The following is a 23,715-nucleotide window of genomic DNA, read 5'->3' as shown; positions in this document are numbered from 1 at the left end:
ATGACACATCAGCACCTCGGCGATTTCGGCGACTTCTCGCTTTCGGTGGTGGTCACCAGCCCGCCCTGGTACGAGAACTGCTTCCTCGTGCTGCACAAGCCCAGCCGCGCCCTGGCGGTGGTCGACCCCGGCGGCGACGGCGACAGCCTGCTCGACGCCGTCAAGGCCCTGGACGGCAAGGCCGAGGTCATCTTGCTGACCCACGGCCATCCTGATCACCTCGGCGCGGCGCACCAGCTGGAGACGGCACTGGGTGTTCCCACCCGCGCCCATGCCGACGAGGCGTCGGTGATCGCCAGTTCCAGCGAGTTGAACCGCGAGTTCACCGGCCAGCCGCAGATGGGGCCGGCCAGCCTGGAGACCTTCGACGGAGAGCCCACCTTGACCCTGGGCGGCGCGCCGCTGCGGGTGATCCATACCCCCGGCCACACTCCCGGCGGCGTCTGCTTCGATTTCGGCGCCTTCGTCCTGACCGGCGACACCTTGTTTCGCAACGGCGTCGGCCGCACCGACCTGCCGGGCGGCAGCGAACAGCAGTTGTGGACCTCCATCACCCGCCTGCTCGGCATGGTGAGCGAGGACGCCATGCTCTACAGCGGCCACGGTCCGGACTGGAGCGCCAGGGATGCCCGGCGCTGGTGGCGGATGGTCGGGTAGTTTTCCCGCCCGCTCAGTCGCCGACGGCGCTGGTTCCCAGCAGACGGGTGGGGAAGCCGGCGCCGCGAAGGGTTTCGAGCATGGCGTGAAGATGGGCGGCGTCGACGGTTTCCACCGCCACGTCCAGTTCGGCGTATTTGACCGGAACGTCCTGGAACAGGCGCTGGTGGTGGACTTCCAGGATGTTGCCGCCGCCCGCGCCGATCAGGGCGCCGACCTTGGCCAGGGTGCCGGGAGCGTCCGATATCTCGATGCGCAGCCGCGCCAGGCGGCCATCGCGCACCAGTCCGCGCATCAGCAGCGACGACAGCAGGCGGTTGTCGATGTTGCCGCCCGAGATCACCAGGCCGACCTTGCGTCCGGCGAAGCGGCCGGGATCGCTCGTCACCGCCGCCAGCGGCGTCGCCCCCGCCCCCTCGGCCACCTGCTTCTGCCGTTCCAGCAGGCTCTCGACCGCCTGTTCGACCGCCGTTTCCTCCACCGTCACCACGTCGTCCACCAATGCCTCGATGATGGCCCGGGTGCGGCGGCCGGGATGCTTGACCGCGATGCCCTCGGCCAGGGTCTGGGCGCGCCCGCCATTGTCCGCCGCCGGCTTGCGGGCCAGGGGGGAGAAGCCCTGGACCTGGACGCCGATCAGGGTCACGGTGGGATGCCTGGCCCGGACGAAGGAGGCGATTCCGGCGATCAGGCCGCCACCGCCCACCGGCACCACCAGGGTGTCCAGGTCGGGGGCGTCGGCCAGCATCTCGGCCGCGACGGTTCCCTGGCCGGCCATGACGCGGTGGTCGTCGTAGGGATGAATCAGGGTCAGTCCCCGCTCGCCCACCAGACGTTCGGCCTGGGCCTGGGCCTCGGCGAGGCCGTCGCCGACCAGCACCACGCTCGCTCCCAGGCTTTCGGTCCTCTCCACCTTGGTGAACGGAGTCGTGACCGGCATGACGATGGTGGCGGGAATTCCCAGGCGCCGGGCGTGCCAGGCCACCCCCTGGGCGTGGTTTCCCGCCGACATGGCGACCACTCCCGCCGTCCTGGCCGCCCGGTCCAGGGCCAGCAGCCGGATCAGGGCGCCGCGCGCCTTGAACGAGCCGGTGACCTGGAGGTTCTCCAGTTTCAGAAAAAGGCGGATGCCGGTGTCGGCGGAAAGGGCGGCGGCCTCGACCAGGGGGGTGCGCACCACCGCTCCGGCCAGGGCGAGCCCGGCGGCGTCGATCTCGGCAATGGGGATCGGGGTCCGGTCATCGATCGGTTCCGGCTGGTTCGGCATCGTTCAATCCCAATCCTGATCCCGGCGCTCGGAACAGGATCACTCACCGCGTCAGTTGCCGCAACCCCTTCTCTCCCACCGGAGCCTCCGCCTGCCAGGGCACCAGAACCGAGCGTGCCGCCAGTTCGTCGGCCACCTTGCGGATGAAGGGGATCTCGCGGCGGCCCCGGCCGGCCAGCAGCGGATGGGTGGTGCCGCTGGCCAGCAGGCTCTGATTGATGATCCAGGCATGGGGGACGATGCCGGCGCGGCCGAGGTCCTGGGCCAGGCGCTCCGCCTCGTGAACCGGCGTCGGCTCGGCCAGGGTGACGATGATGATGCGGGTGAAGGCGGGATCACGCAGGCGCGGCAGCAGGTGGCGCACCGCGTCGGGCATGTCGGCCTGGGTGCGCAGCACCTCGCGGTGATAGGCCTCGGCGGCGTCCAGCAGCAAGATGGTGTGGCCGGTCGGCGCGGTGTCCAGCACCACGAACCCGTCGCGTCCCTCGTCGACGGTGCGGGCGAAGGCGCGGAAGACGGCGATCTCCTCGGTGCAGGGCGAGCGCAGATCCTCTTCCAGCATGGCTTGGCCGGCGGCGTCCAGCCCGGAACCGGCCTTGGCCAGCACCTCGTCGCGATAGCGCCCGACCTCCAGCCCGGGGTCGATGCGGGCAATGGTCGGATTCAGACCGTCACCGGCCATGGTCGCGTCCACATGGGCCGCCGGATCGGTGGTGGACAGCGTCACCTTGTGGCCGCGTGTCGCCAGGGCCACGGCGATGGCGGCGGCCATGGTGGTCTTGCCGACGCCGCCCTTGCCCATGGTCATGATCACGCCGTGGCCGGCGCGTTCCAGATCATCGACCAGCGACGTCAGGGTGGCGGGCAGGTTGGCGGCGGGCGGCGGTCCGGCGGCGACGGCCCCGCCATCCGGCCGGAGCGGCGCCGTGACGGGGGCGAACATGGCGCCGAGCGAATCCAGGCCGACGGTTCCTTCCGGCAGCAACGGCGTCTCGTCCCTGGGCAGGCGCGCCAGTTCCGCCGGCATTCCGGCCAGGGCGGCGCGGCCGCGGCCGTCCATGGCCAGGGCGATGGCGTCGGCGGTCTCGCCCGCCGAGAACATGCCGTTCAGGGCCAGGCGCAGATTGCCGATCCCCAGTTCGGCCAGTTCGGCGCGGGTGCGTTCCGCCTCGCGCAGTGCCGACGCCTCGGGACGGGCCACCAGCACGATGGTGGTGGCGGCGGGGTCGGACAACCGCGCCACCGTGGCGGCGTAGAGAGCCTTCTGCTTTTCCAGCCCGGCCAGCGGCCCCAGGCAGGAGGCGCCGCCGGTGCTGGAGGCGATGAAGTCGGTCCAGGCCGAGGGCAGGCTCAGCAGCCGCAGGGTATGGCCGGTGGGCGCGGTGTCGAAGATGACGTGATCGAAGCCGGCGGTGGCGCCGGGATCGCCCAGCAGCTTGGCGAATTCGTCGAAGGCGGCGATCTCGACGGTGCAGGCGCCGGAGAACTGTTCCTCCATGCTGGCGATGGCCGCCGCCGGCAGGACGCCGCGATAGGGAGCGACCATGTGTTCCCGATAGGCGTGGGCGGCCGCCTCCGGGTCGATATTCAGGGCGAACAGGCCGGGGGCGCCGGTAATCGCGGTGGGGGTCTGGCCCAGCACGGTTCCCAGCACCTCGTCCAGGTTGGAGGCCGGATCGGTGCTGACGATCAGGACCCGCCGGCCGGAATTCGCCAGGGCGAGGCCGGTGGCGCAGGACAGCGAGGTCTTGCCGACGCCGCCCTTGCCGGTGAAGAACAGCGTGCGGGTATGGCGCATCAGCAGCATCCCTGCTTGGGCGGGCAGCACGACCCGGCGGCGGGTGCCGCCGCGCCGCCGCCGGCAAGGCCCAGTTTGGCCGCCAGCTGGTCGCGCGACAGATGGATTCCGGTCGAGACGATATGCCCGTCCACCGCGATGATGGGCAGGCGGTCCATGCCGGCCTCCATCTCGCGGACCACCGCCGGATTGGCGGCGAAGGCCTGCGGTTCCTGCCCCAGATTGTAGCGCCGGACGGTGATGCCCTGCTCGGCCACCCATTTCAGGTCGGCGGCGAAGGCGACCAGCGCCGGATCGACCTCGGGGCCGCAGACGCCGGTGGCGCAGCACATGGCGGGGTCATAGACTTCGAGCGTCTTCATGATGATCTCCTCTCGTACCAGCCCTTGCTGGCGTTGACGATCCTGACCACCGACAGCATCACCGGCACCTCGATCAGCACGCCGACCACGGTGGCCAGGGCGGCGCCCGACTGGAATCCGAACAAGCTGATGGCGGCCGCGACCGCCAGTTCAAAGAAGTTGGAGGCGCCGATCAGGGCCGACGGCCCGGCGACGCAATGGGTGACGCCCAGCCGCCGGTTGAGCCAGTAGGCCAGGCCGGAATTGAAGTAGACCTGGATGGTGATGGGAACCGCCAGCATGAGGATCACCAGCGGCTGGTTGATGATCTGCTCTCCCTGGAAGCCGAACAGCAGCACCAGGGTGGTCAGCAGCGCCGCCAGCGACAGCGGGCCGAGCCTGGAAAGGGTGGACGCCAGCGCCTCCGGCCCACGGGCCAGCAGCGCCTTGCGCCACGCCTGGGCGGCGATCACCGGCACCACGATGTAAAGCGCCACCGACAGCAGCAGGGTCTCCCACGGGACGGTGATGGAGGACAACCCCAGCAGCAGCGCCACGATGGGGGCGAAGGCGACAACCATGATCAGGTCGTTGAGCGCCACCTGCGACAAGGTGAAATGGGGCTCGCCATCGCACAGGTTCGACCACACGAACACCATGGCGGTGCAGGGCGCGGCGGCCAGCAGGATCAGCCCGGCGATATAGGACTCGATCTGGTCGGCGGGCAGATAGGGCCGGAACAAGGTGCTGATGAACACCCAGCCCAGCAGCGCCATCGAGAACGGCTTCACTCCCCAATTGATGAACAGGGTGACGCCGATGCCCTTCCAATGCTCCCTGACCTGATGCAGCGCCCCGAAATCGATCTTGAGCAGCATGGGAACGATCATCAGCCAGATCAGGACGGCGACCGGCAGGTTGACCTGCGCCAGTTCCATGCGCCCGATGGCCTGGAACGGGCCGGGCAGGATATGGCCCAGCGCCACGCCGGCGACGATGCACAGGGCCACCCACAAGGTCAGATAGCGTTCGAACAGGTTCATCTCAGACCTCGGCGGCGCGGTCGGGACCAAGCTCGATCAGGCGGCGGACCTTGGCCTCGATCATGGCGTAGACCTTGCGGAATTCTGCAAGTTGCTCCTCGTGGCTGCCCTTGGCGTCGGCCGGGTCGGGAAAGCCCAGATGAACCTTGGCCGGATGACCCGGCCAGATGGGGCAGACCTCGCCCGCCGCGTTGTCGCAGACGGTGATCACCAGATCCATTCTGGGGGCGTCGGGCCGGGCGAACTCGTCCCAGGACTTGGAGCGATACCCCTCGGTGGAATGTCCTTTCTCGGCCAGGATTTCGAGGGACAGCGGATTGACGCGACCGACCGGCCTGGAACCGGCGCTGTAGGCCTTCCAGCGGCCGCCGCCCAGGGCGTTGATCAGGCATTCGCCAAGCACGCTGCGCGCCGAATTGCCGGTGCAGAGAACCAGGACGTTGATGGGAGTGTCGGTCATTTCGTCGGTTCCTTGGAAGTCAGGCGCGGGGGAAGTCAGGCGCGGGGCTTGCCGATGTCGTCGAGGTGTTTCTGAAGCGAAAGACGATTCAGGGAGGCGATCGGCAAGGCGGAAAAGATGCTGATCCGGTTGTTCAGCATGCGCATCACCTCGGCGGCGAATGCGGCCCTCTCGACATCGCTGCCCTTGAAGCCCACCGGATCGGGGACGCCCCAATGGGCGGTCATGGGCTGGCCCGGCCATGCCGGACAGACCTCGCCGGCGGCGTTGTCGCAGACGGTGAAGACGAAATCCAGCTCCGGCGCGCCGGGCATGGCGAACTCTTCCCAGGATTTGGAGCGCAAGGACTCGGTGGGATAATTGGTCTTTTTCAGCAGGCTCAGTACGGTGGGATCGATATGCCCCTTGGGGTGGCTGCCGGCGCTGAACGCCTTGAACTTGCCGCTGAGGTCGCGGTTCAGGATGCACTCGGCCATGATGCTGCGCGCCGAATTGCCGGTGCACAGGAACAGAACGTTGTAGGTCTTCTCGTTCATCGCGGTCCCTCGCAGCAAGAGGCGCCCGGGGTGTCGGAAACCAAGCCGGCGGGCAGGGCGGCGCGCCCCTGATCGCACAGCACCTGAACCGGAACCTGATCGACCAGGGACAGCAACCGGCGATCCTCGGCGATGGTGGGATCATCCTCCAGCGAGGCGGCCACCATGGCCAGGAAACGCGGGGCATAGGGGTTGAACGCCCGGTCGGCCAGCCGGTAATAGACCCATTTGCCGTCCCGGCGCTGCTGAAGCAGTCCGGCGACCTTGAGGGCGGCCAGATGCTTGGAGATGGTGGCGGTCGCCAGGCCGAGGACGGCGGTGATCTGGCAGACGCACAACTCGCCCGGTTCCAGCAGCTTGAGGATGCGGACCCGCGAGGGATCGGCGACGGCCTTGGATACGGTTTCGAATGTCTCGATCATGGCGGAATGATATCATCAATTAGCCAAACAGGAAAATGATACTTCCGTGACGGTGTGGCTCCCCGATTTGCCCCCTAACCCGGCGTTGAATCTCTCGCCGGAACGGTGCATAGTGGATCATTGGCTTTGTCAGAAGGGCTTGCCATGGTCGCTGTATCCCCCCTGTCCGGCTCCAATCTTCCAATTCGCGTCGGCGACACGCTGAATATCGGCCTGCGTCCGGCCGCGCCCGGCACGCCGCCAAGCACGGCGTCCGCCGCCAAGACCCTGACCGCCAAGCAGGGGGCCGAGGCCGTGGGCAAGGCGCTCGGCAACGCCACCGAGGCCTTCGCCGCCCTGTCGGGATTGCAGGAGCAGATCAAGGCGGCGACCCGGCCCGGCGCCACCCTCGGCAAGGAAGAGGCGCAGGCGCTTAACGACAGGATCAAGGAGGTCAAGGCCAAGGTCGACAAACTGGCCGCCGACGCCAAGGTGGGCGAGGCCAACCTGTTGTCCGACAGCCAGCGCAGCGTCAGCGTCGCCACCGCTTCCGGCCTCAAGGTCAACATCGCCACCCAGTCGCTGGACAGCAAGGCGCTGGGGCTGGACGACATCGACGTCACCGACGCCGATTCGCTGCGCAAGGCCACCGGCAGGGTCGCCCAGGCGGTGGGACAGACCCAGCTGGCGGTCTTCCGCCTGCAAACCGCCGACGGCGCCACCGGCGCCCCGGCGCCGTCCGGTCCGGGCGTTTCCGCCTACGAGAAGATCGCGGCTAGCTTGGCCGCGACGCCGGAGCCGGGCTCGGCGGCGGCGTCGCTGGAAAAGGCCCTGGCCAACCAGGCTGCCGCCAACGCCACCAGCTACGGCAGTTCCGGCGGCTTCGGCGCGTCCGCGACTCCGGCCCCGAGCATCCTCAGCCTGTTCACCTGACCGCCGCCGCATTGCCGATTCGCGCCAGAATCTCGGCGGCGAAGGTGGACAAGGTGTCGTCGCGCGCGCCCATCACCACGACGCGGTCGCCGGGACGCGCCCGCTCCACCAGGACGTCGCCGCACCGGGCGCGGTCGCCCAGGGCCAGGGCGTCGCGTCCCCGCGCCCGCACGCCCTCGGCGATGTCGGCGCTGGTGACGGCCCGATCCACCGTGCCGCCGAAATAGACCGGATCGGGCAGCAGCAGCAGGTCGTCGGGGCCAAGCCGGGCGGCGAAGGTGGCGATGAACTCGTCCTTCATCAGCTTCAGTGGCCCGAATCCGTGGGGCTGGAACATCACCAGCAGGCGGCCGGGAAAGGCGTGCAGGGTGTCGAAGCTGGCGGCCAGCTTGTCGGGATTGTGGGCGAAATCGTCGATCACCGTCACGCCGCCGATGCTGCCCACCACCTCCAGGCGGCGGCGGATGCCGGCGAAGCCGTCCAGGGCGTGGACGGCCTCGGCCAGTGTCAGCCCAAGGGCGCGGGCGGCTCCAACCGCCGCCAGGGCATTGGCGACATTGTGGCGGCCGGGCACCCCCAGGCGCAGGCCGGCCCGATTCCCGCCCTCGGCCACGGCGAACGCGACGCCGTCGGCGGCCGGGACGATATCCTGGGCCAGCAGGTCGGCCGAGGGATCGTCCAGGCTGTAGGTGATCCGCTGTCCGGACGCCACCCGGCCGGCCAGGGCGCGGGTCTCGGCGTTGTCCAGGTTCAGCACCGCCATGCTGGCCTTGGCGACGAAATCGCCGAACAGGGTCCGCAACTCGTCCATGGATTTGTGGTCGAGCGCGATATTGTTGAGGACCGCCACCGTGGGCCGGTAGCGGGCGATGGAGCCGTCGCTTTCGTCCACCTCGGCGACGAAGGCGTCGCCGCCACCCACCAGGGCGCTGGCGAACGGGGTGTCGGCGGTGATGAAATTCCGCATCACCGCCCCGTTCATCACGGTGGGGTCGCGCCCGGCCTGGTGCAGCAGCCAGCCGATCATGCCGGTGGTGGTGGACTTGCCGCTGGTGCCGGCGACGCCGATTGCCAGCGGGGCGGCGTTGAACAGTTGGGCCAGCACTTCGGCCCGCGTCATCAGCCGGGCGCCGGCGCGCCGCGCCGCCTGGACGTCGGGAACGCTTTCCTCCACCGCCGCCGAGGTCACCAGCACCACATGCGGCCCGGCGATTCCGCTGCCGTCCTGGGGATGAAGCGCGATGCCGCGCGCCCGCAGGAAGTCGAATTTCGGGGCGGTGCGGCCCTGGTCGAGCGAGCGGTCCGAACCGGCCACGGCAAGGCCGCGCGCCTGGACGATCAGGGCCAGCGGCAGCATGCCGCTGCCGCCGATGCCGCAGAAGAAATAGAGGCTGTCTCGGTCCATGGCCGGAAGCTACAATCCACCCCGTGGCGAGGCAAGGAATTCGCAATGACAGGGTTCAGAATCGGCGTCGTCGCCCCCGGCTCGCGCATGGACCCGGCGGTGGCCGACCGGGTGGCCGGTCTGGCGCGCAGGCTTTATCCGGACGGCCGGCTGGAACTGTGGTTCCATCCTCAATGCTTCGAATCGTCGGGACACTTCGCCGGCGCCGACGACATCCGCGTCCGGGCCTTTCTCGACGTCGCCAACGACCGGCGCTTCGACGCCCTGTGGTTCGGGCGCGGCGGCTACGGCGCCTGCCGCCTGATCGAACGCCTGCTGCCGGCCCTGGACAAGGCGGCGCGGCGCAAGGCCTATCTGGGCTACAGCGATGCCGGCTCGCTGCTGGGGGCGCTGTACGGCGCCGGCTTTCCCGCGATCGCCCACGGCCCCATGGCCACCGACATCACCCGCGCCGGCGGCGAGGCGGCGGTGGCCCGCGCCCTGGCTTTCCTGGTGGAGGGCGACCCGGCGAGCCTGGAGCCCGGCCTGGCCGCGGGACAGGCGGCGGCGGCGTTCAACCTGACCATTCTGTGCCACCTGCTGGGAACGCCGTGGCAGCCCGACCTGTCGGGGCATGTCCTGATGCTGGAGGAGGTGTCCGAGCACCTCTATCGCATCGACCGTGATTTCTGCCAGCTCACCGCCAATCCCGCCATCCGCCGGGTGGCGGGGGTCAGGCTGGGCCGGTGCGGCGACATTCCCGACAACGATCCCGCCTTCGGCCAGACCGAGGAGGATATCGCCCGGCACTGGTGCGCCCGCTCCGGCATCGCCTATCTGGGCCGCGCCGACATCGGCCACGACGCCGCCAACAAGGTGGTGCCGTTCGGATCGTGGCGGCGATGACGGAGGCCCGCCGCCGGGCGGTTTGGCCACGGTCCCACCCCTTCGAGCGGGCTTGTTTCCCCCGCTGGAGTCGAACATAATCGCCGCCATACGCATATGGGGAAACACCCCGCGCGGTTGATCGCCGACGCGGGTCAATCAGAAAAGGGAGACACCCCCGAATGTCCGATGTCTATCCGATTCCCGCCGATATCGCCAAGAACGCCCTTATCGACGAGAAGACCTATAACGAATGGTATGAGCGCTCGATCAAGGACCCGGAAGGGTTCTGGGCCGAGCATGGCAAGCGTGTCGATTGGATCAAGCCGTTCACCAAGGTGAAGGACACCTCCTATACCGGTGACGTCCATATCAAGTGGTTCCACGACGGCACCCTGAACGTCGCCGCCAATTGCCTCGACCGCCATCTGGCCAAGCGTGGCGACCAGACCGCCATCATCTGGGAAGGCGACGATCCCAACGAATCCGCCCACATCACCTATCGCGACCTGCACGAGCGCGTCTGCCGCCTGTCCAACGCCATGACCGACATGGGGATCAAGGCCGGCGATCGCGTCACCATCTACCTGCCCATGATTCCCGAGGCGGCGGTGGCCATGCTGGCCTGCGCCCGCATCGGCGCGGTGCATTCCATCGTGTTCGGCGGCTTCTCGCCCGACGCGCTGGCCGGCCGCATCCAGGATTGCGATTCCAATCTGGTGATCACCGCCGACGAGGGCCTGCGCGGCGGCCGCAAGGTGCCGCTGAAGGCCAATGTCGACAAGGCGCTGGAGACCTGCTGGTCGGTCAAGAACGTCATCGTGGTCAAGCGCACCGGCGGCAACATCCACATGGTGACCGGCCGCGACAGCTGGTACGAGGATCTGGTGGCCAAGGCGTCGCCGGACCACAAGCCGGTCGAGATGGACGCCGAGGCGCCGCTGTTCCTGCTCTACACCTCCGGCTCCACCGGCAAGCCCAAGGGCGTGCTGCACACCACCGGCGGCTATCTGGTCTATGCCTCGATGACGCACCAGTACGTCTTCGACTACCACGAGGGCGACATCTACTGGTGCACCGCCGACGTGGGCTGGGTCACCGGGCATTCCTACATCGTCTATGGGCCGCTGGCCAACGGCGCCACCACCCTGATGTTCGAGGGCATTCCCAACTACCCGACCGTGTCGCGGTTCTGGGAGGTGGTCGACAAGCACAAGGTCAACATCTTCTACACCGCGCCCACCGCCATCCGCTCGCTGATGCGCGAAGGCGAGGACCCGGTGAAGAAGACCAGCCGCAAGTCCTTGCGCCTGCTGGGATCGGTGGGCGAGCCCATCAACCCCGAGGCCTGGACCTGGTATCACCGCGTGGTCGGCGACAACCGCTGCCCCATCGTCGACACCTGGTGGCAGACCGAGACCGGCGGCATCCTGATCACCCCGCTGCCGGGCGCCACCCCGCTGAAGCCCGGCTCGGCCACCCGTCCGTTCTTCGGCATCGTGCCGCTGATGGTCGACGCCGAGGGCAAGGAATTGCTGGGCGCCACCGACGGCAATCTGTGCATCGCCGATTCGTGGCCGGGCCAGATGCGCACCCTGTGGGGCGATCACGAGCGCTTCAAGCAATCCTACTTCACCACCTATCCCGGCCGTTACTTCACCGGCGACGGCGCCAGGCGCGACGAGGACGGCTATTACTGGATCACCGGCCGCGTCGACGACGTCATCAACGTGTCCGGCCACCGCATGGGCACCGCCGAGGTCGAATCGGCCCTGGTCGCCCATCCCAAGGTGGCCGAGGCCGCCGTGGTCGGCTACCCGCACGAGATCAAGGGCCAGGGCATCTACGCCTATGTCACCCTGATCGGCGGCGAGGAGCCCACCGAGGACCTGCGCAAGGAACTGGTCGCCTGGGTCCGCAAGGAAATCGGCCCCATCGCCAGCCCCGACCTGATCCAGTGGTCGCCCGGTCTGCCCAAGACCCGTTCCGGCAAGATCATGCGCCGCATCCTGCGCAAGATCGCCGAGAACGATTACGGCTCGCTCGGCGACACCTCGACGCTGGCCGATCCCGGCGTGGTCGACGACCTGGTGGATAACCGCATGAATCGCGGCTAGTCCGTGCAATCGTGCGCGCGGGGCCCGTGGAGTGATCCACGGGCCCCGTTCGTTATGGGGGGAGGCGCATGCTGAAGGTGCTGGGACTGGTCCTGCTGGCCCTGGGGGGGCTTTATCTGCTGCTGCTGGTCTTGATGGCCCTGTTCCAGCGGGGCATGATCTATCACCCCGATCCCAAACGGGGCGATCCGGCCGAGGCCGGCGTGCCCGAAATGGTGCCGGTTCCGCTGCGCGCCGACGACGGCTGGCCGGTGGCGGGCTGGTACGCCCCGCCGCGCATTCCCGGCAAGCCGACCGTGGTGTTCTTTCACGGCAATTCGGGAACCATCGCGTCGCGCGCCTTCAAGGCCCGGGTTCTGCTGGATGCCGGCTACGGCGTGTTCCTGGCCGAGTACCGCGGCTATGGCGGCAGTCCCGGCAGTCCCAGCGAGACGGGGCTGTACGCCGACGGCCGTGCGGTTGTCTCGTGGCTGACCGCCCGGGGCATTCCCGCCTCCCGCATCGTCCTTTACGGCGAATCGCTGGGATCGGGCGTCGCCATGGAGATGACCCGGCTGATCGAGCCGATGATGGTGGTGCTGGAATGCCCGTTCACCAGCCTGCCCGACCTGGCGCCGTCCTACGTCATTCCCGGCCTGGCCCATATGCTGATGGCGGATCGCTACGACAATCTCGCCAAGATCAGGGACCTGAAGGCGCCGCTGCTGATCGTTCACGGCGACAGGGACGAGACCATTCCGGTCGCCCAGGGACGCGCCCTGCTGAAGGCGGCCGACACCATCAAGCACGGCGTCTTCCTGCCCGACGCCCATCACAACGATCTGTGGGATCACGGCGCCGACAACCACATCCTCGACTTCCTGTCCCGGCAGCACGACTGACGCCGACGGAAGGCCGGCGGCCATTCCGGCCATGTCATCCGGAACGCGCCATCCAGCCCTTGAAGTCGTCGGCGGGCAAGGGGCGGCTGTAGAGGAAACCCTGGCACGAATCGCAACCGCTGCCGGACAGGAAGTCGAGTTGGGCATGGGTTTCGACGCCTTCGGCCAGAACCGAGAGCTTCAGGTTCTTGGCCATGGCGATGATCGTCGAGGTGATTTCGATGGCCCCCTGGTCGTGGGGAATGTCGCGGACGAAACTCTGGTCGATCTTGAGCTTGTCCAGGGGAAAGCGGCGGAGATAGGCGAGCGAGGAATATCCGGTGCCAAAGTCGTCGATCGCCAGGTGAATCCCCTGGTCCTTGAGAGCGGCCATCTGAGTCACGGCATGGTCCCCCTGGGCCATGATGGTCGTCTCGGTCAATTCCAGTTCGAGACAGGACGGCGGCAGCCGGCTGTCGTGCAGGATGTCGCGGACCCGCTCGTGCAGGCTGGACAGGCGGAATTGCTGCGGCGACAGGTTGACCGCCACCTTGTTCAGGCCCAGTCCGAGATCGAGCCAGCGCCTCATCTGCGAGCATGCCTCCCGCAGCACCCAGTCGCCCAGGGTGACGATCAGGCCGGTTTCCTCGGCCAGGGGGATGAACTGACAGGGCGGAACGAGGTCCTGGCCCGGAGGCTGCCACCGCACCAGCGCCTCGACGCCGTCGGCGCGGCCGCTGGCCAGCGAAACCAGCGGCTGGTAGTGCAGCACGAATTCCTTCTGTTCCAGGGCCCGCCTCAGCCCGGACTCCATCGCCAGCCGCCGGTTGGCTTTCTCGGTCAGGGACCGGGTGTAGAAGCGGTAGCCGCCGCGCCCTTCCTGCTTGGCCTGATAGGTGGCGGTGTCCGCGTGCTGAATCAGCTGGTCGGCGCTGTCGCCGTCGTCGGGAAACAGGCTGATGCCCACGCTCGCCCTGATGCAGACCTCGTGACCGTTGTTCAGGCGGTGGGGGGCGCCGATGTTTTCGATCATCTCTTGCGCCACGCCGGCGGCGTCCTCGACGCGGACGACGTCATCGAGCACCACCACGAACTCGTCGCCCCCCAGGCGGGCCAGGGTATCGGCCCCCCCTATCTGCCGGCGCAGCCGTCCGGCGGCCATCCGCAGCACCTCGTCCCCGCAATCGTGGCCCAGGCTGTCGTTGACCACCTTGAAGTGGTCGAGATCCAGGGACAGCACGGCGCAGCGGCTGCCGTCGCGCCGCGACCGGTCCAGCGCGTGTTCGAGCCGCAACCGCAGCAGGACCCGGTTGGGAAGATCGGTCAGGGGATCGTGATGGGCCAGATGCTGTAGCTTCGCCTCGGAATGCTTGAGGCGGGAAAGATCGGTGAAGACCCCGACGTAACTGACCGATTCCCCTCCTTCGTTGACCACCGACGTCATTCCCAGCCACGCGGGAAAGATATCGCCCCCCCGGCGACGGCAGGACACCTCGCCCTGCCAGCTCCCCTTGGCCCAGACCTCCCGCCACATCGCCTGATAGAACGCCCGGTCGTCGTGACCCGGCTGCAAGATGTCCAGTCCCCTGGACAGGACCTCGTCCTCGGGATATTCCGAAATGATGCTGAACGCCGGATTGACGGCGAGAATGACGCCGTCGCGGTCGGTGACGAAGACCGCCTCCAGGGTCGAGGTGAACACCGCCGCCGCCTGACGCAGGCCGGCCTCGGCCAGCTTGCTCTCGGTCAGGTCGACATGGGTTCCGACCAGCCGTTCCGGCTGCCCCTGGCCGTCCCGGATCAGGAAGGCCGGAGCGCGGATGTGGCGGTCGCCGCCATCCTTGTGCCGCATCCTGAACCGGAGTTCGATGCGGTCGTCCCCGCCCTTGAGGAACTCTCCCATCCGCGCCTGGGTGGGAAGGCGGTCGTCGGGATGGAGCAGGTTGATCCAGGTGAACGGAGACGACGACAGCTCGTCCTCGGCGTAGCCAAGCATGGCTTTCCAGCGAGGGGAAAAGTACACGTCGTTGGATTTCAGGTTCCAGTCCCACAGTCCGTCGTTGGCGCCGCGCATCGCCAGCTGGAACCGTTCCTCGCTGATCCGAAGGCTTTCCTCGGCCCGACGCAGCGCCTCCCGCTCCGAGGCTTCGAGCAAGGCCCGCCGGACCGAGGGCGCCAGCCGGGCCAGATTGTCCTTCAAGACGAAGTCCCAGGCGCCGATCTTGAGAATCTCGACGGCTTCCTCTTCCCCGATGCTGCCGGAAATCAACAAAACGGGCAGGTTGGGGAAACGTCCCCGGATACGGGTCAGGTTCTCGCGGAAATCCAGGCCGGGAACATTGTAGTCGGACAGCACGAGGTCCCATCCTCCCCGGTCCAGGGCGTCCCCGATCTCGGCGGCATTGGCGGCCCAAAGGCAGCGCGCGGCGATCTGGTTGCGGTGAAGATGGCGCTCGATCATCAGGAAGTCGGCCTTGACGTCCTCGATGACCAGGATATTGACGGGCCTGTCCATGATCATCTCACTTCACCGGGGGATCGTTGGTTATCAGCCAGTACACGCCCAGGCGCGCGGCTGTTTCGGCGAATTCGCTGAAATCCAGGGGCTTGCGGACAAAGCTGTTGGCGCCTTCCTCGTAGCCGGTCAGGCGGTCCCGTTCCTCGTCCGACGAGGTCAGCAGCACGACCGGCACCAGGCTGGTGCGGGGGTCGCGGCGAAGCTGTCTCAGGACATCCAGTCCGTTGACCCGGGGCAGGTTGATGTCGAGCAGGACGACGGCGGGGCTTCCCGTGTCCGGGCGCCCGGCGAACTCGCCTTCCCGGAAAAGGTAGTCGAGGGCCTGCTGCCCATCCCGGACGATGTCGACCGTATTGGCCAGGTTGACCTTGCGCAGCGCCCGCATGATCAGCATCTCGTCCTGGCGGTTGTCCTCAACCAGGAGAATCGTCTTGCCGGCCATCGGGGGCTCCTTCCTCGCTTGTCTCCGCTTCCGTCATCGGCAGGGTGAACCGGAACACGGCCCCCTTTCCCGGCGACGCCACGGCCTGGATCGTCCCCCCGTGGCGGTGGATGATCCGCCGGACCGTCGCCAGCCCGATGCCGATGCCGGGAAACTCGTCCTGGCGGTGCAGGCGGGAAAACGGCTTGAACAGCTTTTCCGCGTGCTTGGGGTCGAAGCCGGCGCCGTTGTCGGCGACGCAATAGACCGGGCCGGCCCCGTCGTCCTCGGTATGAACCGAAATCGTCGCGTCGTCGGTGTGGGCTGTATACTTCCAGGCGTTGTCCAGAAGATTGCGCAAGGCGGCGTCGATCATCCTGGAATCGCCCCATGCCGTCAGGCCGTCCGCGATCCGCCACCGCACCCGGCGCTTGGGCTTGATGCGGGAATATTCGTCGCGGACCGTGCGCGCCATGCCGGAAAGGTCGACGTGGTCGATGCGCAATTCCCTGCGGGTGGCCCTGGCCAGTTGCAGCAGCCCGTCGATCAGTTCGCCCATATGCCGCCCACCCCGGACGATCTCGCTCAGATAGCCGCGCGCCTCGTCGGCCAGCGATTCTCCGTAATCCTCCACCAGCGCCTGACTGAATCCGGTCATGGCCCGCAGCGGAGCCCGCAGGTCGTGCGATACCGCGTAGGAAAAGCTTTCCAGTTCCTCGTTGGCCGCCTGCAATTCGCTGGTGCGTTCCCGAACCCGCTGCTCCAGGCTGGCGTTGAGGCGCAGGACGTCGTTTTCGGCCTGCTTGCGGCGCTGGATATCCTCCATCACCGCGATGAAATAGTCGGGGCCGCCCAGCGCGTCGCGGACCAGCGACATGGTCAGGCTGATCCACACCGGCCGCGCGTCCTGGCCGACGCAGCGCTTTTCGACGGTGTAGGTCTGGATGTCGCCGGCGATCAGCGCCCGGACCTGGGGGGCGTCCAGGTCCCGGTCGTCGGGGGCGGTCACGTCGCCGATGGCGCGGTTCAGCAGCGCGTCCCGGTCAAGGCCGAGAATGTCGCAAAGCCTGGCGTTGACGCGCAGGAAGCGGCCATCCGGGGCAAGCTGGGCGATTCCAACCGCCGCCTGCTCGAAGATCGCCCGGAACCGGGCCTCGCTTTCGCGCAGCCTGGTCAGCTTGCGCCGGCGCTCGTCGATCAGCCGCCCCGCCCGGGCCTGCAATTCCTCCAGCGAGAACGGCTTGTGGACATAGTCCTGAACCGCGTCGCGCAGCAGCTTGATCCGCAATTCGTCATCGGCCTTGGCCGTCAGCATGATGATGGGGATGTCGTCCATCCCGGGGGCGCCGCGCAGGGCCGCCACCATTTCGTCGCCGCTCATCCGCGGCATCATGACGTCGCTGATGATCAGGTCCGGATGGAGTTCCCGGGCCTTGTCCAGGCCGTCCTGCCCATCCGCGGCCAGGGCGATCCGGTACTGGGAGGCCAGCGCCTCGGCCACGAAATCCCTCATGTCCGGATTGTCCTCGACGATCAGGATCAGCGGCGCCCCGGCCGGCCCCCGAGAGGGCGCGGTTCCGTCCCGCCGCGGATCGTCCTCCATCCGGGGAAGCAGGCCGGGATCGATCGCCAGGGCGACGCCGGTTTCGATCTCGGTTCCGGCCGGGGCGGCAAGCGGCAGGTCGACCGAGAACAGCGCTCCGCCGCCGGGCGCGTCGGAAACGGCGACGCCGCCGCCGTGGAGGCCGCAGAACTCCCGGACGATCGCCAGTCCGAGCCCGGTGCCGCCCGACCGGCTCTCGCCCTGCCGGAACCGTTCGAAGATGACGTCGCGCAGGGCGGCGGGAACGCCGGGGCCGCTGTCCTCCACCTGGATGACCGCGTGACCGTCCCGTTCCCGCAACGACAGCGTGATGGCGCCGCCGTCGGGGGTGTGGCGGAAGGCGTTGGCTAGGAGGTTGAGCACGATGCGCTCGCACATTTCCTGGTCGACCTGCGCCGGCAGTCGGTCCGGCCCCCGGATCGCGTAGCGGATGCCCCGCTCCTCCGCCAGCGATTCGAAATGAGAGGCGATCAGGCGGAGCTCGTGGCCCAGGTCGACCTGGGCGTAGCGGATCAGCATCCGGCCCGCCTCAAGCTTGGAGATGTCGAGCAGGTTGCTGACATGCCGGTAAAGCAGGCGGGCGTTGCGGTGAACGCCCTCCATGTCCCGCCGGACGGCCTCGGCAAGCTCCGGATCGGTCCTTCGCCGGTCCACCAGTCCCAGAATCAACGCCAGGGGGGTGCGCAGCTCGTGGCTGACATTGGCGAAGAACCGGGACTTCAGTTCGTCCAGTTCCATGGTCTTTTCATAAAGCCGGGCCAGTTCCCTGTTGGCCTGCTTGAGCTTGAAATTGCTCTCCGCCACCTCCCTGGACCGGGCGTAGACCTCGGCCTCCATCTGTCCGGCGCGTTCGCGGAGGCTTTCGGCCAGCCGGGACCGTTCGGCCTCGCGATCCTGAAGCTGGATGAACCCGGTGACGTCCTCGACCCGGTGGATGATGTAGGCCAGCGATCCGTCCGGCCGCAGGACCGGCGAATTGATCGGGCTCCAGTAGCGGACCTCGAAGCCGCCCCCCTCGGTCTCGGGCTTGCGGATGTCGTATTTCTGAACCGCCATCGCGTCGGCGGCTCTGGTGGCCAGGACCCGCTCCAGCGAGGCTCTCAGGTTGCGGACGCCGTCGGCGTTGGCGTCGTCGGGGTTGTCGGGGAAAATATCGAAGATCTTGCGGCCGACGATATCCTGGCGGCGGGTCATGGTCGCCTGGGCATAGGCGTCGCTGACCGCCACGATCCCGAGATCGGCGTCAAGGACAAGGTAAAGGCCGGGAACCGCCTCGAACAATGCGCGGAAATCTGGGGCCGGCGCGGCGGACCGGTCCCCTTTGGCGACAGGCGGAGTCGATGACTTCCCCACCATTTCCAAACTCCAAGCGGTAGTTCTTACGCATCCCCCCGCCCAAGCTCCCCTTTCTCCCTTATCACGACTTCATCCCGCCGCAACAGAGAAGAATGCCTGCCTGTTCAAATTCCATCTAAAAGTATTGGGCTGATCCATATCGGCCGGCCTGTCCATATGGACTTCCGTCCGATGGGCGGGATGGCGAGGGTTCCGTTAGTGCGGGGGCTGTTCCGGTCCGGCGATGCCGGGGCGCCGCGCCTCCAGCATCCTGGGCGGAGTCGACATGGACAGGGCGCGGGCATGGGCGGCGCCGTTCAGAAGCAGGCGTTCGGCCAGATCCATGTCGGCCCTGGCGTCGGCCCGGCGTGCCGGCGGACAGCCGCCGCGCAGCCTGAGACGCAGATCGGTCTCGCCCAGGCCGGCGCTGCGCCATACCGCCAGGGTCTCGGGCAGGGTCGGCGACCACTTGCCCCTGGCCAGTCCGTCCAGGATGGCGGTGGGGGTGGCGCCCTGGCCGGTGCACAGCGTCGGCAGCACCCCCAGTCCGTGCAGGGCATAGCCGGACGGCGCGTGGAAACGCGACCAGGTGAGCGTGATCTCGCCGCCGTTGGGCAGGTCGATGACGGTCTGGACGGTGCCCTTGCCGTAGGAATTGGTGCCGACCACCACGGCCCTTCCGGCGTCTTGCAGCGCCGAGGCGACGATTTCGGCCGCCGAGGCGGAGCGGCCGTCCACCAGCACCACCACCGGCAGATCCTCGGCGATATCGCCGGGATGGGCGGCGAAGGCGTGGACTGATTCGGGATGGCGGCCCTTGGTGGAGACGATGGGGCCTTGGGCGATGAACAGGTCGGCCACCGCCACCGCCTTGTCCAGCAGGCCGCCGGGATTGCCGCGCAGGTCCAGCACCACCCCCAGCAGGCCCGGTCCCAGCCGGTCGCGGGCGATTTTCACCTGTTCTTCCAGGCTGTGGGCGGTCAGCCGGTTGAAGCTGCTGACGCGCAGGCGGGCGATGCCGTCGGACAGGGTCATGGTGACGGTGCGCGGCACGATGCGCGAGCGTCTGAGGCCGATGTCCAGCGGCTGGCCGTCGCGCCGCACCGTCAGCGACAGCTCGGTCGAGACGGCGCCGCGCAGGCGGCTGGAAATGTCGACCCGGTCGAGGGTGGCCACCGGCTGGCCGTCGATGGTGATGATGACGTCGCCGACCCGAAGGCCGGCCCGGGCCGCCGGCGTATCTTCTATGACCTCGACGATCCGGGGCTCGGAATCCACCAGATCGAAGCGGATGCCGATGCCGCCAAACCCGTTGCGGCTGGCGCGGTGCTCGCGCGCTTCCCAGGCTCCGGCATAGCGGGAATGCAGGTCGGCCTTGCCCAGCGCGCCCTCGAACACCGCCTGATACAGCTTTTCCGCATCGGCGTCGCGCAGCCGTGCGGACTGGAGTCGTGCGGCCTCGATCACGGCGGCGGTCACCTTGGCCCATCCGGCGGCGTCGTTGTCGGCCGGGGACCCGAACTCGCCCACCGTCGCCTCGGCGGTCGACAGCCGCACGCCCCCGTCCCGGACCGAGACCGCGAACTGGGGATCGATGTCGGCCAGTCCGCGCATGCCGTCGACGGCCAGGGTGGCGGCGCTGACCGGGTGCAGGTGGCGTTCGACGATGGCGGCGAAACCGAAGGCGATGGTGCGTTCGGCCTCGGCCGGAATCCAATCGGCCAGGGCCGGCCCCGGCGCGACCAGCGCCAGAAGGGGCAAAAGCCGCCGGATCATGGAAAACCGCGTCGCCATGCCCCGGATTATGAGCGGGCGGCGACGGAAAAGCAAAGGGGCCGGACGCCCGCCCGGCATCCGGCCCCTCCCGCCCATGGCGTTCCGCCTATCGCTTGATGTTGACCAGTTCGTCCAGCATCTGGTCGGCGGTGGTGATGATCTTCGCCGCCGCCGAATAGGCGCGCTGGGTGACGATCATGGTGGTGAACTCGGCGCCGATGTCGACGGTGGACGCTTCCAGCGAGGCCGAGTTGATGGCGCCGGCGCCGGCGTTGTTGGCGACGCGCAGGGTGTAGGACCCCGAGATGTTGGTCTCGATCCAGGAATTGCCGGTCAGTGATTCGAGGCCGTTGGGATTGGTGAAGGTGGCGACCGGAATCTGGAACACCGGGCGGCGGACGCCGTTGTCGAACAGGGCGGTGACCACGCCGTCGGACCCCACGGACACGCCGGAGAAGTTGCCGAACTTGGCGCCGTTCTGGGTCAGGTAGGACAGCTGGTAGTTGCCGCCCAGTTGGGTCATGCCGTCGGCCTGCGAGGTGTTGCCGATGAACCAGTCGATGCGCTGGTCGGCGCCGGTGCCGTTGGGAACCTCCATCATGCTCTGGGCGCCGTTGGCCCACACGATGCCCAGCTTGTCCACGTTGATGGTCTGGGGCGTGCCGTCGCCGTTGAAGGTCATGGCGGCGCCGCTCTGGTTGATGGCTTCCAGGGTGAAGGTGCCGGTGATGGTGTCCACCGACGGAATGGCCGAGCTCCACTGCCGGGCCTGCGACTGGGTGACCGAGGTTCCCAGGGTGGAGACGTCGACGCTCATCTCCGGGCCGTTGACCTGCTGCATGATCTCCACCGTGCCGCCATTGGCGCGGAACAGCGGGATGGTGCTGCCCAGCCCGATCACGTCGGCGGTCAGGTCGGTGTTGGTCGAACTGTCCCAGTTCTGCGGATTGCGCAGCGCCTCGGCGATCAGGGTGGCCACGTCGGAGGCCGAGTCGGTGGCGGCGTTGCTGAGGTCGATGATCACTTCCCGGCCGGCGGCGTTGGCGGCGGAACCGGTGGTGTCGAAATAGACCGTCAGGGTGACGCTGTTGACGGTGAAGGTCATGCTCTTGCCTTCCAGCGCCAGCACGTCGGCCCTGGACGAGGCGGTGAAGTCCAGGCGGGCCTGGCTGCCGTAGACGTTGCCGCTTTCGTCGTAGACGTTCATCACCGCCGCTCCGGACGGCGCCGACATGCCGCGCTGGTCCTGATAGGGGGTCTGGTCGATCTCGACGTACTGGGCGGCGGTCAGGGTGGCGTCGAGGCCGGCGACGCCGCTGACCTTGTAATAGCCGGTGTTGGTGGTCGAGCTGATGTAGATGATGTCGCCGTTGGTCAGGCCGTGGGCCGAGCCGAAGGTGACGACGCCGCCGGCGGCGACGGTGCAGTTGGTGATGGCGGTGGTGCTGCCGTTGGCGGTCATGGTGATGGTGTGGGCGACCGCGTCGGCGACCATGGCGGCCGAGGTCTGCGGCTGGGTCTGCACCACGAAGGTGCCGTTGTTGGCCGCCGTGGTGGCGGCGGTGACCTCGATCACCGCGCCGGCCGGAACCTGGGCCGGAGTGGCGATGGTGGCGGCGGTGAAGGCGATGACGCCGTTGTCCTCGAAGAAGCCCATGGTGGTGCCGGCGGCGGCCAGGGTGGTGCTGCCGCTGCCGTCGCGGGCGCCCTTGACGCTGATCACCGCCGTGGTCTCGTTGTCGGTGTCGGTCAGGGACAGCGGGCTGGCGGCGTGAACGTTGGTCTTGTTCTGCACGTCCCACTGGTTGGCGTTGGTCTTCATCCAGTTGACGTTGAAGCTGTGGGTGGACCCCAGCGAGTCGTAGATCAGCACGCTGGTCTGGTGCAGGCCGGTGGACGAGGTCAGGGCCGGATTGTAGATGGTGTCGCCGGCCGGCAGGTTGGCGCCCATCTTGATCTGGGTGGTCTGGTCGGCGGTGCCGCCGATGGTCTTGAGGTTGAGCGACCTCATTTCCTGGGGATTGATGATGTTCTGGTTGATGTAGTGATACTGGCCGTCGGATTCCTTGTAGGCCTTCATGTAGGTGTTGCCGTCCACCGTGACCTCGGTGGGCTTGGCCAGCACGTTGTTGTTGGTGGGCGCCAGCGGCCAGCCCTGGAGGTAGAAGCCCGAGACGTTCTGGAGATAGCCTTCCTTGTCGACCTTGAACGAGGCGGCGCGGGTATAGGCGAACATGCCGCTGCCCGAGGTGGCGGCGTCGGGGTCGGTGTTGACCACGAACATGCCCTGGCCCGACAGCGCCAGATCGGTGGAACTGGAGGTGGCCTGCAACAGGCCCTGCACGTCGATGCTTGACCTCGGCTTGGACTGCACGCCGCCCGGCGAGTATTGGGTGATGGACACCTGCTTGGTGACCAGCGTCTGGAAGTTCACCTGGGCGCCCTTGTAGCCCACGGTGTTGACGTTGGTGATGTTGTCCGAGATCGCGCCCATGGCGCTGGACTGGGAGGCCAGGCCCGAGACACCGGAAAATAATGCGCCGTACAAGCTCATGATAGCCTCCTGGGATTACTGTGCGGCGGCGGCGTCGGCCGCTGCCTGTTCTGCCTCGGCCTGCGCCGCCTCAAGGGCCTGCAACTGGGCCAGCGCCGCCTGGTATTGGGCGTTGGCGGCCAGAAGCTGGGAATTGCCGACGATGTTGTTCGCGGTGACGCTGAGCACCTGATCGGGGGTGACCGTCACCTTGGCGTCGTCGTCGCCGGCGCCGATTTCCAGCATGGCGCCGAAGGTGGCGTCGTTGGTCACCTTGGTCACCGTGCCCTGCACCGTGGTGGTGGCGGTCAGCGGAGTGCCGTCGACGCCCTTGGCGACGACGCTGACGGTGTAAAGGCCGTCGTCCTGCTTCTCGCCCGAACTGTCGGTGCCGTCCCAGGCCAGGTCGTGCCGGCCGGCGGCGGTGTCGGCCTGGGTCTTGTAGACCAGCACGCCCGAGGAATCGCGGATTTGGACCTCGCAGCTGCTGGCCGAGGCCGGCAGGGTATAGCTGAAAGCGGCGGCTCCGCCCTGCAACGGCAGCTTGGACCCCGACACCTCGACCGTCTGGTTGAGATAGGAAATGGAATCCGATGTCTGGGTCGCCTGTTGCAGCTTGATCAGCTTTTCCAGGTTGGAATTGGCGTTGATCTGCTGCTCGACGCTGGAGAACTGGACCAGCTGGTTGGTGAACTGGGTCGAGTCCATGGGCGACAGCGGGTCCTGGTGCTTCAACTGGGTGGTCAGCATGGTCAGGAAGGTGTTGAAGTTGGTCCCCAGGGTGGACTTGGAGGTGACCGACTTTTCCGCGCTGCCGCTGGTGTCGACGCCTGTGATCGAGGTCATG

General features: G+C 67.8%; 19 protein-coding genes. 5 read left to right on the top strand and 14 right to left on the bottom strand.

Translation table 11 applies throughout. The features are described 5' to 3' along the window. Positions 1-657 carry an MBL fold metallo-hydrolase gene (locus MTBSS4_RS18190; protein ID WP_173984790.1) on the top strand — a complete coding sequence of 219 codons (657 nt, stop codon included), beginning with the start codon at positions 1-3 and terminating at the stop codon, positions 655-657. A 13-nt stretch (positions 658-670) separates the two neighbouring features. Here the strand turns inward: MTBSS4_RS18190 and MTBSS4_RS18185 are convergent, their stop codons facing one another. From MTBSS4_RS18185 to MTBSS4_RS18155, 7 genes are read right to left on the bottom strand one after another with little or no spacing between them, the layout of a single operon-like run. Continuing rightward, entirely contained in the window at positions 671-1,924 is a 1,254-nt protein-coding gene (locus MTBSS4_RS18185; protein WP_173984789.1) for a threonine ammonia-lyase, read from the bottom strand. A gap of 43 nt (positions 1,925-1,967) precedes the next feature. Continuing rightward, complete coding sequence (arsA, locus tag MTBSS4_RS18180) at positions 1,968-3,722, bottom strand: arsenical pump-driving ATPase (protein ID WP_173984788.1); 1,755 nt, start codon at positions 3,720-3,722, stop codon at positions 1,968-1,970. Then, the gene (gene arsD / locus MTBSS4_RS18175; protein ID WP_173984787.1) at positions 3,722-4,084 is read right to left on the bottom strand and encodes an arsenite efflux transporter metallochaperone ArsD; all 363 of its coding nucleotides are present in this window, start codon (positions 4,082-4,084) and stop codon (positions 3,722-3,724) included. Before arsD ends, arsA begins: the two co-directional genes overlap by 1 nt. Further along, the gene (gene arsB / locus MTBSS4_RS18170; RefSeq protein ID WP_173984786.1) at positions 4,081-5,106 is read right to left on the bottom strand and encodes an ACR3 family arsenite efflux transporter; all 1,026 of its coding nucleotides are present in this window, start codon (positions 5,104-5,106) and stop codon (positions 4,081-4,083) included. The genes arsD and arsB overlap by 4 nt, the downstream gene beginning before the upstream one ends. A 1-nt stretch (position 5,107) precedes the next feature. Continuing rightward, on the bottom strand, positions 5,108-5,566 hold the full coding sequence (locus tag MTBSS4_RS18165) for an arsenate reductase ArsC (RefSeq protein WP_173984785.1): 459 nt from the start codon (positions 5,564-5,566) through the stop codon (positions 5,108-5,110). Between the two features lie 35 nt (positions 5,567-5,601). Continuing rightward, positions 5,602-6,102, bottom strand: a complete 501-nt coding sequence (locus MTBSS4_RS18160; protein ID WP_173984784.1) for an arsenate reductase ArsC — start codon at positions 6,100-6,102, stop codon at positions 5,602-5,604. Next, positions 6,099-6,524 carry a helix-turn-helix transcriptional regulator gene (locus tag MTBSS4_RS18155; RefSeq protein WP_173984783.1) on the bottom strand — a complete coding sequence of 142 codons (426 nt, stop codon included), beginning with the start codon at positions 6,522-6,524 and terminating at the stop codon, positions 6,099-6,101. The genes MTBSS4_RS18160 and MTBSS4_RS18155 overlap by 4 nt, the downstream gene beginning before the upstream one ends. A 144-nt stretch (positions 6,525-6,668) precedes the next feature. Between MTBSS4_RS18155 and MTBSS4_RS18150 the strand changes: the two genes are divergently transcribed. Further along, positions 6,669-7,436 (top strand): hypothetical protein, encoded by a 768-nt coding sequence (locus MTBSS4_RS18150; RefSeq protein WP_173984782.1) that lies wholly within the window; start codon positions 6,669-6,671, stop codon positions 7,434-7,436. On the opposite strand, the gene MTBSS4_RS18145 is transcribed toward MTBSS4_RS18150, so the two are convergent. After that, a complete protein-coding gene (locus MTBSS4_RS18145; protein ID WP_173984781.1) occupies positions 7,429-8,841 on the bottom strand; it encodes a Mur ligase family protein in 1,413 nt (470 codons plus the stop codon). The two genes, MTBSS4_RS18150 and MTBSS4_RS18145, sit on opposite strands and share 8 nt — an antisense overlap. Positions 8,842-8,886: 45 nt before the next feature. Between MTBSS4_RS18145 and MTBSS4_RS18140 the strand changes: the two genes are divergently transcribed. The 3 genes from MTBSS4_RS18140 to MTBSS4_RS18130 all read left to right on the top strand — a co-directional run bounded on the left by MTBSS4_RS18140 (position 8,887) and on the right by MTBSS4_RS18130 (position 12,703). After that, positions 8,887-9,726 carry an LD-carboxypeptidase gene (locus tag MTBSS4_RS18140; protein WP_173984780.1) on the top strand — a complete coding sequence of 280 codons (840 nt, stop codon included), beginning with the start codon at positions 8,887-8,889 and terminating at the stop codon, positions 9,724-9,726. A gap of 161 nt (positions 9,727-9,887) precedes the next feature. Beyond that, positions 9,888-11,822, top strand: a complete 1,935-nt coding sequence (gene acs, locus MTBSS4_RS18135) for an acetate--CoA ligase (RefSeq protein WP_173984779.1) — start codon at positions 9,888-9,890, stop codon at positions 11,820-11,822. 68 nt (positions 11,823-11,890) lie between these two features. Then, positions 11,891-12,703 carry an alpha/beta hydrolase gene (locus MTBSS4_RS18130; protein WP_173984778.1) on the top strand — a complete coding sequence of 271 codons (813 nt, stop codon included), beginning with the start codon at positions 11,891-11,893 and terminating at the stop codon, positions 12,701-12,703. Positions 12,704-12,737: 34 nt separating this feature from the next. Here MTBSS4_RS18130 and MTBSS4_RS18125 read toward each other — a convergent pair whose 3' ends face one another. From MTBSS4_RS18125 to MTBSS4_RS18100, 6 genes are all read right to left on the bottom strand, one after another. Continuing rightward, positions 12,738-15,197, bottom strand: a complete 2,460-nt coding sequence (locus MTBSS4_RS18125) for an EAL domain-containing protein (RefSeq protein ID WP_173984777.1) — start codon at positions 15,195-15,197, stop codon at positions 12,738-12,740. A 7-nt stretch (positions 15,198-15,204) separates the two neighbouring features. Continuing rightward, positions 15,205-15,642 (bottom strand): response regulator, encoded by a 438-nt coding sequence (locus tag MTBSS4_RS18120; protein ID WP_173984776.1) that lies wholly within the window; start codon positions 15,640-15,642, stop codon positions 15,205-15,207. Then, entirely contained in the window at positions 15,614-18,580 is a 2,967-nt protein-coding gene (locus MTBSS4_RS18115) for an ATP-binding protein (RefSeq protein ID WP_173984775.1), read from the bottom strand. The genes MTBSS4_RS18120 and MTBSS4_RS18115 overlap by 29 nt, the downstream gene beginning before the upstream one ends. 195 nt (positions 18,581-18,775) lie before the next feature. Then, positions 18,776-20,335, bottom strand: coding sequence for a S41 family peptidase (locus tag MTBSS4_RS18110; RefSeq protein WP_173984774.1), 1,560 nt, complete (start codon positions 20,333-20,335; stop codon positions 18,776-18,778). A gap of 106 nt (positions 20,336-20,441) precedes the next feature. After that, the gene (locus tag MTBSS4_RS18105) at positions 20,442-22,889 is read right to left on the bottom strand and encodes a flagellar hook-basal body complex protein (protein ID WP_173984773.1); all 2,448 of its coding nucleotides are present in this window, start codon (positions 22,887-22,889) and stop codon (positions 20,442-20,444) included. A 15-nt stretch (positions 22,890-22,904) separates the two neighbouring features. Further along, on the bottom strand, positions 22,905-23,714 hold the full coding sequence (locus MTBSS4_RS18100) for a flagellar hook assembly protein FlgD (protein WP_173984772.1): 810 nt from the start codon (positions 23,712-23,714) through the stop codon (positions 22,905-22,907). Between the last annotated feature and the right edge of the window lies 1 nt (position 23,715).

Source organism: Magnetospirillum sp. SS-4, assembly GCF_902729425.1.
In the GTDB taxonomy this organism is placed as follows: Bacteria; Pseudomonadota; Alphaproteobacteria; order Rhodospirillales; family Magnetospirillaceae; genus Phaeospirillum.
The sequence above is the reverse complement of the archived record's forward strand: the minus strand, read 5'-3'. Positions and strand labels throughout refer to the sequence as shown.

What these genes read in the sequence shown, in the direction of transcription:
- MTBSS4_RS18160 (WP_173984784.1), bottom strand. Translation starts at nt 6,102, where the DNA reads ATGAACGAGAAGACCTACAACGTTCTGTTCCTGTGCACCGGCAATTCG.
- MTBSS4_RS18100 (WP_173984772.1), bottom strand. Translation starts at nt 23,714, where the DNA reads ATGACCTCGATCACAGGCGTCGACACCAGCGGCAGCGCGGAAAAGTCG.
- MTBSS4_RS18165 (WP_173984785.1), bottom strand. Translation starts at nt 5,566, where the DNA reads ATGACCGACACTCCCATCAACGTCCTGGTTCTCTGCACCGGCAATTCG.
- MTBSS4_RS18145 (WP_173984781.1), bottom strand. Translation starts at nt 8,841, where the DNA reads ATGGACCGAGACAGCCTCTATTTCTTCTGCGGCATCGGCGGCAGCGGC.
- MTBSS4_RS18155 (WP_173984783.1), bottom strand. Translation starts at nt 6,524, where the DNA reads ATGATCGAGACATTCGAAACCGTATCCAAGGCCGTCGCCGATCCCTCG.
- MTBSS4_RS18140 (WP_173984780.1), top strand. Translation starts at nt 8,887, where the DNA reads ATGACAGGGTTCAGAATCGGCGTCGTCGCCCCCGGCTCGCGCATGGAC.
- MTBSS4_RS18105 (WP_173984773.1), bottom strand. Translation starts at nt 22,889, where the DNA reads ATGAGCTTGTACGGCGCATTATTTTCCGGTGTCTCGGGCCTGGCCTCC.
- MTBSS4_RS18120 (WP_173984776.1), bottom strand. Translation starts at nt 15,642, where the DNA reads ATGGCCGGCAAGACGATTCTCCTGGTTGAGGACAACCGCCAGGACGAG.
- MTBSS4_RS18110 (WP_173984774.1), bottom strand. Translation starts at nt 20,335, where the DNA reads ATGATCCGGCGGCTTTTGCCCCTTCTGGCGCTGGTCGCGCCGGGGCCG.
- MTBSS4_RS18150 (WP_173984782.1), top strand. Translation starts at nt 6,669, where the DNA reads ATGGTCGCTGTATCCCCCCTGTCCGGCTCCAATCTTCCAATTCGCGTC.
- MTBSS4_RS18115 (WP_173984775.1), bottom strand. Translation starts at nt 18,580, where the DNA reads ATGGTGGGGAAGTCATCGACTCCGCCTGTCGCCAAAGGGGACCGGTCC.
- acs (WP_173984779.1), top strand. Translation starts at nt 9,888, where the DNA reads ATGTCCGATGTCTATCCGATTCCCGCCGATATCGCCAAGAACGCCCTT.
- arsD (WP_173984787.1), bottom strand. Translation starts at nt 4,084, where the DNA reads ATGAAGACGCTCGAAGTCTATGACCCCGCCATGTGCTGCGCCACCGGC.
- MTBSS4_RS18190 (WP_173984790.1), top strand. Translation starts at nt 1, where the DNA reads ATGACACATCAGCACCTCGGCGATTTCGGCGACTTCTCGCTTTCGGTG.
- MTBSS4_RS18185 (WP_173984789.1), bottom strand. Translation starts at nt 1,924, where the DNA reads ATGCCGAACCAGCCGGAACCGATCGATGACCGGACCCCGATCCCCATT.
- arsA (WP_173984788.1), bottom strand. Translation starts at nt 3,722, where the DNA reads ATGCGCCATACCCGCACGCTGTTCTTCACCGGCAAGGGCGGCGTCGGC.
- MTBSS4_RS18130 (WP_173984778.1), top strand. Translation starts at nt 11,891, where the DNA reads ATGCTGAAGGTGCTGGGACTGGTCCTGCTGGCCCTGGGGGGGCTTTAT.
- MTBSS4_RS18125 (WP_173984777.1), bottom strand. Translation starts at nt 15,197, where the DNA reads ATGGACAGGCCCGTCAATATCCTGGTCATCGAGGACGTCAAGGCCGAC.
- arsB (WP_173984786.1), bottom strand. Translation starts at nt 5,106, where the DNA reads ATGAACCTGTTCGAACGCTATCTGACCTTGTGGGTGGCCCTGTGCATC.